At 65.8% G+C, this 14,501-nt stretch carries 9 protein-coding genes; 8 read left to right on the forward strand and 1 reads right to left on the reverse strand.

All coding sequences use genetic code 11. The features are described from left to right. Nucleotides 1–22 precede the first annotated feature (22 nt). From V1280_RS05610 to V1280_RS05645, 8 genes are all read left to right on the forward strand, one after another. The gene (locus V1280_RS05610) at nt 23–5,227 is read left to right on the forward strand and encodes an alpha-2-macroglobulin family protein (protein ID WP_334520151.1); all 5,205 of its coding nucleotides are present in this window, start codon (nt 23–25) and stop codon (nt 5,225–5,227) included. An 8-nt stretch (nt 5,228–5,235) separates the two neighbouring features. Continuing rightward, complete coding sequence (pbpC, locus tag V1280_RS05615) at nt 5,236–7,368, forward strand: penicillin-binding protein 1C (RefSeq protein ID WP_334520153.1); 2,133 nt, start codon at nt 5,236–5,238, stop codon at nt 7,366–7,368. Between the two features lie 50 nt (nt 7,369–7,418). Next, nucleotides 7,419–9,161: an ArnT family glycosyltransferase gene (locus V1280_RS05620; protein ID WP_334520155.1), complete on the forward strand. Its 1,743-nt coding sequence runs from the start codon at nt 7,419–7,421 to the stop codon at nt 9,159–9,161. A 1-nt stretch (nt 9,162) separates the two neighbouring features. Beyond that, entirely contained in the window at nt 9,163–10,008 is an 846-nt protein-coding gene (locus V1280_RS05625; RefSeq protein ID WP_334520158.1) for a phosphatase PAP2 family protein, read from the forward strand. Between the two features lie 66 nt (nt 10,009–10,074). Next, nucleotides 10,075–10,809 (forward strand): glycosyltransferase family 2 protein, encoded by a 735-nt coding sequence (locus tag V1280_RS05630; protein WP_334520161.1) that lies wholly within the window; start codon nt 10,075–10,077, stop codon nt 10,807–10,809. Next, a complete protein-coding gene (locus V1280_RS05635) occupies nt 10,806–11,144 on the forward strand; it encodes a lipid-A-disaccharide synthase N-terminal domain-containing protein (RefSeq protein WP_334520164.1) in 339 nt (112 codons plus the stop codon). Before V1280_RS05630 ends, V1280_RS05635 begins: the two co-directional genes overlap by 4 nt. Nucleotides 11,145–11,316: 172 nt before the next feature. Further along, a complete protein-coding gene (locus V1280_RS05640; protein WP_334520167.1) occupies nt 11,317–11,853 on the forward strand; it encodes a TetR/AcrR family transcriptional regulator in 537 nt (178 codons plus the stop codon). A 72-nt stretch (nt 11,854–11,925) separates the two neighbouring features. Continuing rightward, nucleotides 11,926–12,783 (forward strand): DMT family transporter, encoded by an 858-nt coding sequence (locus tag V1280_RS05645; RefSeq protein WP_334520170.1) that lies wholly within the window; start codon nt 11,926–11,928, stop codon nt 12,781–12,783. A gap of 3 nt (nt 12,784–12,786) precedes the next feature. Here the strand turns inward: V1280_RS05645 and V1280_RS05650 are convergent, their stop codons facing one another. Then, nucleotides 12,787–14,475: a Na/Pi cotransporter family protein gene (locus V1280_RS05650; protein ID WP_334520173.1), complete on the reverse strand. Its 1,689-nt coding sequence runs from the start codon at nt 14,473–14,475 to the stop codon at nt 12,787–12,789. Nucleotides 14,476–14,501: the final 26 nt, after the last annotated feature.

Consider the following 14,501-nt stretch of genomic DNA (forward strand, 5'->3'; position numbering starts at 1 on the left):
CGCGATTTCCGGGAGTCCCTTCATGATCGGTCTGGTTCGCGCCGTCACACTCTGCGCCACGCTGGCGCTTGGCCTGAGCACCGCGCTCGCCGCGGACAAGGCGTTCAAGCGCGACGATCTCGCTGATTCCGCCATCAAGCTGGAGGCGCAGATCAAGAGCGAGGCCGGGCCGGTCGCCAAGACCGGGGCGACCCTGCGCACCGACGCCGATGCCGCCTTCAAGCGCAACGATTACCGCACCGGGCTCTCGGTGCTCGGCCAGATCGCCGCCGTCACGCCCGATGACGCCGGCAACTGGCTGCGGCTCGCAAAAGTCATCTTCCAGATCACGCCGAAGAGCTCGAGCGAGCAGACCTTCCTGCTGGAGCGCGCCTCGACCGCTGCCTACATCGCCTACCAGCGCGCCGGCAATCCGGGCGAGGAGGCGGACGCGCTCGCCGTGCTCGGCAAGTCGCTCTCCGAACGAAAACTGTGGCGGCCGGCGCTGGACGCGTTGCGGCTGTCGCTCGATATGCGCGAGATTGCCGACGTTCGCGGCAGTTACGAGAAGCTGCGCGACGAGCACGGTTTTCGGCTGCTCGACTATACCGTGGATTCGGATTCGGCGAGCCCGCGTGCCTGCTTCCAGTTCTCGGAAGAGCTCGCCAAGCGCACCGACTTTGCGCCGTTCCTCGCGCTCGCGGGCCAGGACAAGCCGGCGCTGTCGGCCGAAGGCAAGCAGCTCTGCGTCGATGGGCTCAAGCACGGCGAGCGCTACAACATCAATTTGCGCGCGGGCCTGCCGTCGACCGTGAAGGAAGGCCTGCCGAAATCGGCCGAGTTCAACATCTATGTGCGCGACCGCAAGCCGTTCGTGCGCTTTACCAGCCGCGCCTATGTGCTGCCGAAGACCGGCCAGCGCGGCATCCCCGTGGTCAGCGTCAACACGCCCGCGGTTACCGTCGACGTGTTCCGGATCGGCGATCGCAATCTGATCAACACGGTGGTCGACAGTGACTTCCAGAAGACGCTGTCGAAATACCAGCTCAGCGATCTCGGCGACCAGCGCGGTGTGAAGGTCTGGTCCGGCGAGCTCGCCACCGCGATGACTCTGAACCAGGACGTCATCACCGCGTTTCCAGTCGATCAGGCGCTGGGCGAACTCCAGCCCGGCGTCTATGTGATGACGGCCGCCGCCAAGGGACCGGGCTCCGACGGCGACTCCCAGCTTGCAACCCAATGGTTCATCGTCTCGGATCTCGGCGTCACGGCCTATTCAGGCAATGACGGCATCCATGTCTTCGTCAATTCGCTGGCCTCGACCGATCCGGTCGGCAAGGCCGAGGTGCGGCTGGTCGCCCGCAACAACGAGATTTTGGCGACGCGCAAGACCGACGAGTCGGGCCACGTGCTGTTCGAAGCGGGGCTGGCGCGCGGCGAGGGCGGTCTGTCACCGGCTATGCTGACTGTCACCGGCGAGAAGGCCGATTATGCCTTCCTCAGCCTCAAGACCTCGGCCTTTGATCTGTCCGACCGCGGCGTCGCGGGTCGCGCGGTGCCATCAGGCGCCGACGCCTTTGTCTATGCCGAGCGTGGCGTCTACCGCTCCAGCGAGACCGTCTATCTGACCGCACTCTTGCGTGACGGGCAGGGCAATGCCGTCACCGGTGGTCCATTGACCTTGGTGATCGAGCGCCCCGATGGCGTCGAATTCCGCCGTGCCGTGCTGTCCGACCAGGGTGCCGGCGGTCGCTCGCTTGCCGTACCGCTCAACTCGGCCGTACCGACCGGTACCTGGCGGGTGCGCGCCTTCACCGATCCGAAGGGGGCGTCGGTCGGCGAGACCACTTTCATGGTCGAGGATTACGTCCCCGACCGGATCGAATTCGACTTGTCGGCCAAGGACAAGCTGATCAAAGCTAACGCTCCTGTGGAGCTCAAGGCAGACGGTCATTTCCTCTATGGCGCGCCGGCCTCGGGCCTCCAGCTCGAAGGCGACATGCTGATCGCGCCTGCGAGCGAACGCCCGGGCTTTGCCGGCTACCAGTTCGGCGTCGATGACGAGCAGACCACCTCGAATGAGCGTACCCCGCTGGAGAATCTGCCGGAAGCCGACGCCAATGGCGTTGCGACCTTCCCGGTGACACTGGAGAAGCAGCCGGCCTCAACCCGTCCGCAGGAAGCGCAGATCTTCGTGCGCATGGTCGAGACCGGCGGCCGCGCGGTCGAGCGCAAGCTCGTGCTGCCGGTGGCGCCCGCGACCGCCCTGATCGGCATCAAGCCGCTATTCGGCGACAAGAACGTCGCGGAGGGCGACAAGGCCGAGTTCGACATCGTGTTCGTCTCGCCCGAGGGCAAGACCTTGCCGCGCGACGGCCTGCGCTACGAGCTCCTGAAGATGGAGTCGCGCTATCAGTGGTATCGCCAGAACAATTACTGGGAGTACGAGCCGGTCAAGTCGACCTCGCGCGTTTCTGACGGTGACGTCGTGATCGCTGCCGACAAGCCGTCCCGTATTTCACTGGCGCCACAGCCCGGCCGCTACCGGCTCGACGTGAAGTCGAACGATGCCGACGGCCCGGTGACTTCGGTGCAGTTCGACGTCGGCTGGTATTCCGACGGCAGCGCCGATACGCCGGACCTGCTGGAGACCTCGATCGACAAGCCGCAATACGCGTCAGGCGATAGCATGACCGTGTCGGTCAATGTCCGTTCCGCCGGCAAGCTCACCGTCAACGTGCTCGGCGACCGGCTGCTGACGACGCAGACCATCGACGTCAAGGAAGGCACCGCGCAGGTAAAACTCCCGGTCGGCAAGGACTGGGGCACCGGCGCTTATGTGGTGGCGACGCTGCGCCGTCCGCTCGATGCGGCAGCCCAGCGCATGCCGGGCCGCGCCATCGGCCTGAAATGGTTCGGCATCGACAAGCAGACGCGGACGCTGCAAGTGAAGCTGACGCCGCCGGCGCTGATCCGGCCGAATGCGATGCTGAAGATCCCGGTCAAGCTCGACGGGCTCAATCCGGGTGAGGACGCCAAGGTCGTGATCGCTGCAGTCGATGTCGGCATTCTCAACCTCACCAATTACAAGCCGCCGGCGCCGGATGATTATTATCTCGGCCAGCGCCGCCTGAGCGCGGAGATCCGCGATCTCTATGGGCAGCTGATCGACGGCATGTCAGGGACGCGCGGCCAGATCAAATCCGGCGGTGACGCCGGCGCAGCCGAGCTCCAGGGCTCGCCGCCTGCGCAGAAGCCGCTCGCGCTCTATTCTGGCATCGTCACCGTCGGTGCCGACGGCAGCGCGGAAGTCAGCTTCGATATTCCGGAGTTCGCCGGCACCGCGCGCGTGATGGCGGTGGCATGGACCGCGACCAAGCTCGGCCGCGCCAACACCGACGTCGTGATCCGCGATCCCGTGGTGCTGACTACGACCCTGCCGCGCTTCCTGCTCAACGGCGACCACGGCACGGTCAATCTCGAGATCGACAATGTCGAGGGACAGGCCGGCGACTATGTCATCGACGTCAAGACCGGCGGACCCGTTAAGATGACCGGCAATCCCGCCACCACCGTGAAGCTCGCCGCCAAGCAGCGCAATTCGTTCTCGCTGGCGATCGACGCGACCGCGGCGGGGCCGGCGACGCTCGACGTCGACATCAAGGGCCCGAACGGCCTTGCGCTCGCGCGACACTATGCGCTCGACGTCAAGGCGGCAACGCAGGTGCTGGCACGGCGTTCGATCCGGACGCTGGCGAAGGGTGAGAGCCTGACGCTGACCTCGGACATGTTCTCCGACCTTGTGCTGGGCACCGGCAGCGTCTCGGTCTCGGCGAGCCTGTCGACCGCGCTCGATGCGGCGACGATCCTCAAGGCGCTCGACCGCTATCCCTATGGCTGCTCGGAGCAGATCACGAGCCGCGCCATGCCGCTGCTCTACGTCAACGACCTCGCGGCCGGCGCACATCTCGCCATGGACACCGAGGTCGACCAGCGCATCCGCGACGCCATCGAGCGGCTCCTGGCGCGCCAGGGCTCGAACGGCTCGTTCGGCCTGTGGTCGGCGGGCGGCGACGATGCCTGGCTCGATGCCTATGTGACGGACTTCCTCACCCGCGCCCGTGAAAAGGGTTTTGTGGTGCCGGACGTGCTGTTCAAGAACGCGCTGGATCGTATCCGCAACTCCGTCGTCAACGGCAATGAGCCGGAGAAGGATGGCGGGCGCGATCTCGCCTACGGCCTCTACGTGCTCGCCCGCAATGGCGCTGCTCCGATCGGCGATCTCCGTTATCTCGCCGACACCAAGCTGAACAACCTCGCAACCCCGATTGCGAAGTCGCAGCTCGCGGCGGCGTTGGCTCTGGTCGGAGACCGCAACCGTGCGGAGCGGGTCTATGGCGCAGCCCTCGACAGCCTCGCGCCAAAGCCGGTGCTGGAATTCGGCCGCACCGACTACGGCTCGCAGCTGCGCGATGCTGCTGCTCTCGTCTCGCTCGCGAGCGAAGGCAACGCGCCGAAGGCGACGCTGACGCAGGCGGTCTTGCGGGTCGAGACCGCGCGCGGGCTCACGCCCTACACCTCGACGCAGGAGAATGCGTGGCTGGTGTTGGCGGCGCGTGCGCTGGCCAAGGAAAACCTCTCGATCGAGGTCGACGGTCAGAGCGTCAAGACCGCGCTCTACCGCAGCTACAAGGCGGATACGCTGAGCGGCAAGCCATTGAAGATCACCAACACGGGCGACGCGCCGGTGCAGGCGGTGATCTCGGTGTCGGGCTCGCCGGTGACGCCGGAGCCGGCTGCATCGAACGGCTTCAAGATCGAGCGCAATTACTTCACGCTCGACGGCAAGCCGGCCGACATCAGCAAGGTCAAGCAGAACGATCGCTTCGCCGTGGTGTTGAAGATCACCGAGGCCAAGCCTGAGTACGGCCACATCATGGTGTCCGATTATCTGCCGGCGGGCCTGGAGATCGACAATCCAAAACTGGTGTCGTCGGGCGACAGCGGCACGCTGGACTGGATCGAGGACGGCCAGGAGCCGGAGGACACCGAGTTCCGTGACGACCGCTTGACCGCTGCGGTCGACCGTGCCTCGGATTCCAAGGCGGTCTTCACCGTCGCCTATGTCGTGCGCGTGGTTTCGCCCGGCAAATACGTGCTGCCGCAGGCCTATGTCGAGGACATGTACAATCCCTCGCGCTACGGCCGCACGGGAACGGGATCCGTCGAGGTGCGGGCGGCGAAGTGAGTAGCGAGATGAGCGATGTGCTGAGCAGCGGCGTGGATGGCCGGGTCAAGCCCGGCCATGATGGAGGACGGGGCAGGGGACATCGTCTCCTCTCTGTCGCCGCGCTCGCGTTCATCCTTGCCATCATCGGCTTCGTCGGCTGGGTCTACTCCCTCGGCCCGCTGCCGCTCGATGAGGCGCGCCGTGTCTCCACTACCATCATCGATCGCAACGGCAAACTGCTGCGCGCCTACGCCATGGCCGATGGGCGCTGGCGGCTTCCGGTCGATGCCAAGGTCAACGTCGATTCGACTTATCTCAAGCTGCTGTTCGCCTACGAGGACCAGCGCTTCTACACACATGACGGCATTGATCCGCTGGCGCTGGGCCGCGCCGCGGTGCAGCTCTCGACGCGCGGGCACATCGTGTCCGGCGGCTCGACCATCTCGATGCAGCTCGCCCGCCTGATGGAGCCGCGGCAGCAGCGCTCGCTCTACGCAAAACTGCAGCAGATCGTGCGCGCGATCGAGCTGGAGCGGACGCTGAGCAAGGACGAGATCCTCAACCTCTACCTCGCGCTCGCGCCCTATGGCGGCAATCTCGAAGGCATCCGTGCCGCCGCGATTGCCTATCTCGGCAAGGAGCCGAAGCGGCTGTCGCTGGCGGAAGCAGCGCTCTTGGTCGCGCTGCCGCAATCGCCGGAGACGCGCAGGCTCGATCGCTATCCGGAGGCCGCGCGCATCGCCCGCGATCGCGTGCTCGACCGCATGGTGCAGGAGCATGTGGTCAGCATCGACGATGCGAAGCAGGCCAAGGCCGTGCCGGTGCCGAAGCTGCGCAAGCCGATGCCGATCCTGGCGCCGCACGCGTCCGATAGCGCGCTGGCAACGGTGAAGGATACGCCGGTCATCAAGCTGACGCTGGATTCCAGTCTCCAGAAGGTACTGGAGCCGCTGGCGCGCGACCGCGCGATTGCGCTCGGACCAAATATCTCGGTCGGCATCATCGTGGTCGACAATGAGAGCGGCGATGTGCTCGCGCGTGTCGGCTCGGCCGATTATTTCGACGAGAGCCGGGCAGGGCAGGTCGACATGACTCGCGCCATCCGCTCGCCGGGCTCGACGCTGAAACCGTTCATCTATGGGCTCGCCTTTGAGGACGGTTTTGTCCATCCCGACAGCCTGATCGACGACCGGCCGGTCCGCTTTGGCTCCTACGCGCCGGAAAATTTTGACATGACGTTCCAGGGCACAGTGCCGGTGAAGAAGGCGCTGCAGCTTTCGCTGAACGTGCCGGCGATCGTGCTGCTCGACCGCGTCGGCTCGAGCCGGCTGGCATCGCGGCTGCGGCAGGCGGGAGGCAACCTCATTCTGCCCAAGGACGAGGCACCGGGACTCGCCATGGGGCTCGGCGGCGTCGGCGTGACGCTGCAGGACCTCGCCCAACTCTATGCCGGCTTCGCCCGGCTCGGCACCACCAAGCCGCTGCGCGAGATCATGACGGCCAAGGACGATCGCGAGCCGCTGCGGCTGCTGGACCCCGTCGCGGCCTGGCAGGTCGGCAATGTCCTGCTCGGCACCCCGCCGCCGGAGAACGCCGCCCACAACCGCATCGCCTTCAAGACCGGCACCTCCTACGGTTATCGCGACGCCTGGTCGGTCGGCTTCGATGGCCGCATGACCGTCGGCGTCTGGGTCGGCCGGCCGGATGGCGCCCCCGTTCCCGGCCTGATTGGCCGCATCGCCGCGGCGCCGATCCTGTTCGATGCCTTCGCGCGGACCGGCAAGACCCTGACCCCATTGCCGAAGCCACCCAAGGGAACCTTGGTTGCCAGCAACGCGAAGTTGCCGTTGCCGCTGAAGCGGTTCCACCCCATGGGGGAACTCATCCGGACCGGGGGCGAGCAGGCGCTCCACATCCAGTTCCCGCTCAATGGCTCCCGGATCGACGTGGATCGCTCCTCCGGGGCTGAGGCTGCCGCCATGCCCGTCAAGATCGCCGGCGGGGTGTTGCCGATGACTGTCATGGTCAACGGTACCGCGCTCGGCGAGATCGACGGGCGGCGCCAACGGCTGATTGATCCGCCCGGCCCGGGCTTTGCACGGCTGACCGTGATCGACGCCACTGGCGCCGCGGACACAGTTGTCATTCGAATTCAATGACCTTGCCTTAAGCGGTTGTGGCGATGGCGGTTTCAGCGTAAGCGGAACCAATGGCCGAGACCTACCCAACGCTTCGTTTTGGAGCGCCCCGAGAGCCGAAAACGCCCGTGAATCCGGGCAGCCGGCTCGTGCTGATGCTCGACTTCGTGACCGCCAGCCACGCCCGCGCCGTGGCCTTCCTCGCGCTGTGCGCGCTGCTGCTGTTCCTGCCCGGTTTCTTCACGATTCCGCCGGTCGATCGCGACGAGGCGCGGTTTGCCCAGGCCACCAAGCAGATGGTCGAGAGCGGCGACTATGTCGACATCCGCTTCCAGGAGGACGTGCGCTACAAGAAACCGGTCGGCATCTATTGGTTGCAATCCGCGGCCGTCGAAGTCGCGACTGCACTGAAGCTGCCGAAGGCTGAACTCCGGATCTGGGTCTACCGGCTGCCGTCGCTGCTGGGAGCGATCGGCGCCGTGCTCATGACCTATTGGGCGGCGCTTGGCTTCGTCACGCGGCGCGCCGCAGTCCTTGCCGGGCTTCTGATGTGCTCCTCCGTGCTGCTCGGCGTCGAGGCGCGGCTCGCCAAGACCGACGCGATGCTGCTGTTCTGCGTGGTCGCGGCGATGGGCGCGATGGCACGCGCCTATCTGTCCTGGCAGCGCGCCGAGGACGAAACCCATCCGCCCTGGAGCTGGCCTGCGATCTTCTGGACCGCGCTCGCCGTCGGCATCCTGATCAAGGGCCCGCTGATCCTGATGTTCGCAGGTCTGACGATCGTCGCGCTCGCGATCCAGGATCGCGATTCCTCCTGGCTGTGGAAGCTGCGCCCGGTCTGGGGCCTGATGTGGATGCTGGTGCTGGTGCTGCCCTGGTTCGTCGCGATCTTCTGGCGCGCGGGCGATGCCTTCTTCGCCGACTCCGTCGGCGGCGACATGCTGAGCAAGATCGGTGCGCAGGAATCCCATGGCGCGCCGCCCGGTCTTTACCTGGCGCTGTTCTGGATCACCTTCTGGCCGGGCGCGCCGCTCGCGGCGATGGCGGCGCCTGCGGTGTGGCGGGCGCGTCGCGAGCCCGGCGCTCAGTTCCTGCTGGCCTGGCTGATCCCGTCCTGGATCGTGTTCGAGGCGGTGCTGACCAAGCTGCCGCATTACGTGCTGCCGCTCTATCCCGCGATTGCGATCCTCACCGCGGGCGCGCTGGAGCGGAATGTGCTGTCGCGCTCCTGGCTGGCGCGCGGCTCGGCCTGGTGGTTCGCGATCCCCGCGGGCGGCTCGATCATCGCGGTCGTCGGCGCCGTCATGCTGACGCGGCAGCCGGCCTTCGTGGCCTGGCCGTTCATCGCGGCCTCGCTGATCTTCGGCCTGTTCGCCTGGTGGCTCTACGACAACAACCGCGCCGAGCGCTCGGTCCTCAACGCGCTGGTCGCGGCGCTGATGCTGGCGGTCGTGGTCTACGGCATCGTGCTGCCGTCGCTGACGCCGCTGTTTCCGAGCATCGAGGTCGCGCGCGCGCTGCGCAACGTGACCTGCGTCGGGCCGAAGGCGGCGTCGGCCGGCTATCACGAGCCGAGCCTCGTCTTCCTGACGGGTACCCAGACGCTGCTGACCGACGGATCGGGAGCCGCCGATTTCCTCAGGCAGGGAAGCTGCCGGTTTGCGCTGATCGAGCAGAAGTCAGAGCGCAGCTTCGTGCAGCGTGCCGAGGCGATCGGACTGCGCTACAAGGTCGGCACGCGCATCGACGGCTATAATTTCTCGCAAGGACGCGCGATCTCGATCTCGATCTTCCGCTCGGAAGGCACTGAGTAAGATGTCGGCCTCGACCAACATCGCGCCGCGCGCGGGCTATCTCGCGCAGTTGCTCGCGGTCTCCGGACATGCGCTGGCGCAGCTCGTGCGCACGCCCTCGCATTCGCGCCGCGCCGCGGCTGCGCGAAAGCTGGCGCGGCATTCGCTGTGGCTCAGCGCGGCGGGCGCCGCTCTAGTTATTGTGCTCATGGTCGCGTTCGATGGGACCGAGATCCAGCTGATGCCCGCGCGCGGCACGCCGGCGCTCTGGCCGATCCGCATCCTCACCGATTTCGGCAAGGACGAGAATGTGCTCTCGGTGCTGGGTGTTGCGCTCATCGTCGTGGCGCTTGTTGCGGCAGGCCTGCACGGCACACGCCGCGCGCTGCTGCTCGGCTTCGGCACAAGGCTGCAATATCTGTTTCTGTCCGTTGCCCTGTCGACGTTCGTCACCGATATCCTGAAATATCTCATTGGCCGCGGACGTCCATTCGTCGGCGGCAACGCCGATCCGTTCAACTTCATTCCGTTCGAGGGCACGGGGGCATATGCCAGCCTGCCGTCGGGGCATGCGGTGACGGCGTTTGCTCTTGCATTTGCAGTTTCGGCGCTCTGGCCGCGCCTGCGCGTGTTCATGTTCACTTACGCAATCGTGATCGTGCTGACGCGTCTGGTGCTGCTGGCGCACCACCCGAGTGACGTCACGGCCGGTGCGCTGGTCGGCATGGTCGGCGCCATGGCCGTCCGCTACTGGTTTGCGGCGCGCCGGCTCGCTTTTGCCATCCGGGCCGACGGCACCATCGTGCCGCTTCCGGGACCGCTTCCCGGGCGCCTTAAAAGGGTTGCCCGCGGGGCATCTGCCCCATAAAAGCGGCTGCTTCCCGGGGCTGCCGGTTCCCCAGGTCGCGGGCCAATTCCAACCACGAGCTTCGATTTGTCGCCGTCCCAGCCTTCGGTTTCCATCGTCGTCCCCGTGCGCAACGAAGCCGACAACATTGCGCCTTTGATCGACGAGATCACGGCCGCGCTCGATGGCCGCTGGGCCTATGAGATCATCTATGTCAACGACGGCTCGACCGATGCGACCGGCGAGCGGCTCGCAGCGATGATGACGCAGCGGGACAATCTGCGGCAGCTGCGTCATGCCAAATCGGGCGGCCAGTCGGCGGCGGTGCGCAGCGGTGTGCGCGCGGCCCGCGGCACGATCGTGGCGACGCTCGATGGCGACGGCCAGAACAATCCAGCCTTCCTGCCGGACCTGATCGCGGCGGTCGAGAAGGGCGCCAATGTCGGGCTTGCCGCGGGCCAGCGGGTCGGGCGCAAGGACACCGGTTTCAAGAAACTCCAGTCGCGCGTCGCAAACGGCGTCCGCAATGGCATCCTGAAGGACGGCACGCGCGACACCGGTTGCGGGCTGAAGGCATTCCGGCGCGAGGTCTTCCTGACGATGCCCTATTTCGACGGGCTGCATCGTTTCCTGCCGGCATTGGTCCGCCGCGAAGGTTTTGACATCGCCTATGTCGACGTGATCGACCGGCCGCGCCATTCCGGCGTGTCCAATTACGGCTTCTTCGACCGGCTGTGGATCGGGATCTTGGATCTCGCCGGCGTGTGGTGGCTGATCCGCCGCAAGAAGCCGACGCCAGAAGTGACTGAGGTAAAAGCATGATCATTCAATTCGGTCAGGCCCTGAGCAACTATCTCTACGACGTCTTCGTCGCCAAGTTCGATTTCTGGCTCGCCTTCGGCCTGGTCGCGCAACTGTTCTTCACCGCGCGCTTCCTGGTGCAGTGGATCGCGAGCGAACGCGCCGGCAACAGCGTGGTGCCGATGGCGTTCTGGTTCTGCTCGATGGGCGGCGGGTTGATGACGCTGGTCTACGGCGTCGTCAAGCGCGAGCCGGTCATCATCCTCGGGCAGGCGCTGGCGACCATCATCTATGTCCGCAACATCATGCTGATCATCAAGAACCGCGGCCGAACGTCTAGGACGCAGGACCGCTGATCCAGGACCAAGCCGCAAACCTCCCAAAACCTGTTGGAAAACGATCCAAAACGGCTCTTGCTATTTCAAGATCGATCGGTTCATATATCAGTCGATGCGACACCAATCCTCAGTGCAATTGCCGCGTGGGCGGCCCCGAGGTTTCGATGTCGAGGCCGCGGTCGGGCGCGCCATGGATGTGTTCTGGTCGCGTGGCTATCACGGCACGGCGCTGCCGGACCTGCTGCGGGCAACAAAACTCTCGCGCGGTAGCCTTTACGCGGCCTTTGGCGACAAGCATTCGCTCTTCCTCCGCGCGCTCGATCGCTACATTGCCGATGCCCTGGCGCGGATGGAGTTCGAATTCGACCCGCGCAAGGATCCGATTGACGGTCTGCGGACCTATCTAGCCGGTTACGTCGAGCGTACCAGCGGGAGCAGCGGCCGGCGCGGCTGTCTGCTGGTGGCCACCGCCATGGAACTGGGGGGCCAGGATGCCGAAATTGGCCGTCGCGTCGCGGGCTTCTTCAGAGCGATGGAGGGCAGGGTGGCGGACGCACTCTCCCGCGCGAAAGCGGCAGGCCAACTGGCCGATGGTGTCGAGCCCGCCAGTGCCGCGCGAATCCTCGTCTGTTTCGTCGAAGGCCTGCGCGTGACCGGCAAGACGGCGCCGGCGCGAGCCACGTCACAAGCCACCGCCGACGCGCTGCTCGATCGCTTCATCAGGTGAGCAATCCCATGGGCGCCTTCGTCCATTGGCGCGTCAATATCTGGACTGAATGGTCCTGAAAGGATCTACGCCATGTCTGCTATTCAGATCATCTGCGCGGTCGCGGTCCCGTTGCTTTGGGGCTATCAGTTCGTCGCGATCAAGGTCGGCGTGAGCGAGTTTCCGCCGCTGTTTTTCCTCGCACTGCGCTTCCTGGTGATCGCGCTGCTGCTGGTTCCGTTCGTCGCGAAACCCACGCGTCAACAGCTCGGTCCGATCGCGGCGATTTCGCTCTTTCTCGGCGGACTGAACTTCGGGCTGTTCTATGTCGGCCTCGGGCTCGGCTCCGGCAGCATATCGGCCGTCGCGTATCAGCTCGCCACACCCTTCACCGTCCTGTTGGCCTGGCCGTCGCTCGCGGAGAGGCCGTCTCTCGTCACGTCGGCCGGCGTGGTGCTGGCCTTCGCCGGCGTGGTCGTGCTCGCAGCCGGGCCCGGCCTTTCGGGAAGCGCACTGCCGCTGCTGCTCGTGGTCGGGGCCGCGTTCGCCTTCGCCGTGTCCAACGTTCTCACAAAACGCTACGGCCCGTTCGATCCGCTGATGCTGATGGGCTGGTCATCGCTGCTGACGGTGCCGCAGGTCATGGTGATGTCGCTGCTGCTCGAATATGGACAGATGGCGAGCCTTGTCACGGCCGATGGACGCGGCTGGCTGGCGCTCGCCTACACGATCTTCATCGGCGGTATCGTCGGGTTCAGCCTGTGGTTCTGGCTGATCGGGCGCTGCTCGATGGGCCGCGTCGCGCCCTTCGGCCTGCTGCTTCCGGTGTTCGCACTGATGTCGAGCGTGTTGTTCCTCGGCGAGCGCATGACGCCAAAGCTGATCGTCGGCGGACTGCTTGCGATCTCCGGCGTCGCCATCACGCAAGTCAAACCGCGCGTCGCGTCTTAGCCCCTAGCGCGGCAGCGCCGTGGCACCCGAGGCGGGCAGGGCGGCTGTCTCTGTCTCGGTCCGGCGATAGGGCTGGCCTGCCGCGTCCAGCACGGGATAGGCGACCGAGCAGATATGCGAGTGGATGCGGCGCAGATCGCGCAGCACGTCCAGATGCAGCGACGTGGTCTCAATGGTCTCGGGGCGGCCCTCGCGCAGGCGGTCGAGATGGCGTTCGACGGCGGCGAGCTCGGTGTTCTTCAGTGCGGTCTTTTCCACCAGCAGCTTGCGAGCCTCGTTGGCATCGCCCGACATGAACACGCCGAAGGCAATCCGCAGCGAGTCCATCGTGCGCTTGTGGAAGGCGGCGAGCTCCTCGGCGCCTTCGGCCGAGAACTGGAAGCGGCGCTTGATCTTCTTGGTCGCAAGCTCGCTCAGATTCTTGTCGATGATGTCGCCGATATGCTCGAGGTTGATGGCGAAGGAGATGATCTCCATCGCGCGCCGGCCCTCGCTCTCGTCGAGGCTGCCGCGGGTCAGCTTCGTGACGTAGAGCTTGATGGCCTCGTCGAGACTGTCGACGACATTGTCCGTCTTCGAGACCTGATCGACCAGCGAACGGTCGCCGGTCATCATCGCGGCCATCACCTTGCGCAGCATGGTTTCAACGAGATCGCCCATGCGCAGCGTCTCGCGGGCCGCGTCCGCAAGCGCGAGCGAGGGGCTCTCCAGCGCGGTCTCGTCGAGATAGCGCGGACGGGCCGGGTCGGTTTCCTGCACACGATCGGGCAGGAGCCGAGTCAGCAGGCGCGACATGGTGTCGAGCAGGCCGATGAAGATGACGGCCGTGCCGACGTTGAAGGCGATGTGGAACGCCGCAATCATCTTGGCGAGATCAGGCTGCCAGGCGTGCATGTGGCCCGCGATCGTGCCCAGGAACGGTAGCACCAGCGCAATGCCGACGACACGATTGATGAGATTGCCGACCGGCAGGCGATAGCTCGCGGGATCGTCGCGCTTCGCGCCTTCAAACACAGGATTGATGGCGCTGCCGAGATTGGCTCCCAGCACCAGCGCCAGCGCGGCATCGGGCGTGATGAACTGCGAATAGGCCAGCGACATGATCAGCAGCACGCTGGCGACGCTCGAATGCACGGCCCAGGTAAGGAGTGCAGCGACGATGATGCACAGGACCGGATCGCCAGTTATCGCCGACATCACGACACGGACACCCGGGGCGTTCTCCGCGGGCGCCAGCGTGTCGAGCAGAATATGCAGCGACAGCAGCATCAATCCGAGGCCGATGCAGAGACGGCCGATGTCCTTGATCCGCGAGCGCGGGCCGGAGCGGAAGGCGACGAGGCCGAGCACGAACAGCACCGGCGCAACGGCTGCGATGTTGAACGACAATGCCTGGACGATCAGCGTCGTGCCGACATTGGCCCCAAGCATGATGGCGAGCGCGGCGACGAGGCTGAGCAGGCCCTCGGCAGCAAAGGAGCTGGTCAGCAGCGCGGTCGCCGTGCTGCTCTGAAGCAGTGCCGTGAGGCCGAGGCCGGCTCCAAACGCGCTGAAGCGGTTGCCGAGGGCCTTGCCGAGCAGGCGTCGCAGGTCGGGGCCAAAGGCGCGCAGGATGCCGCTTTGGACCATGTGCAGGCCCCACAGCAACAGCGCCACGCCGCCCATCAGATCGAGCAGAACCAACGTTCCCATGCTCCGTGTCCGGATGAGAGTCGAAG

The sequence above is a fragment of the Bradyrhizobium sp. AZCC 2230 genome (assembly GCF_036924495.1).
Lineage (GTDB): Bacteria > Pseudomonadota > Alphaproteobacteria > Rhizobiales > Xanthobacteraceae > Bradyrhizobium > Bradyrhizobium rifense.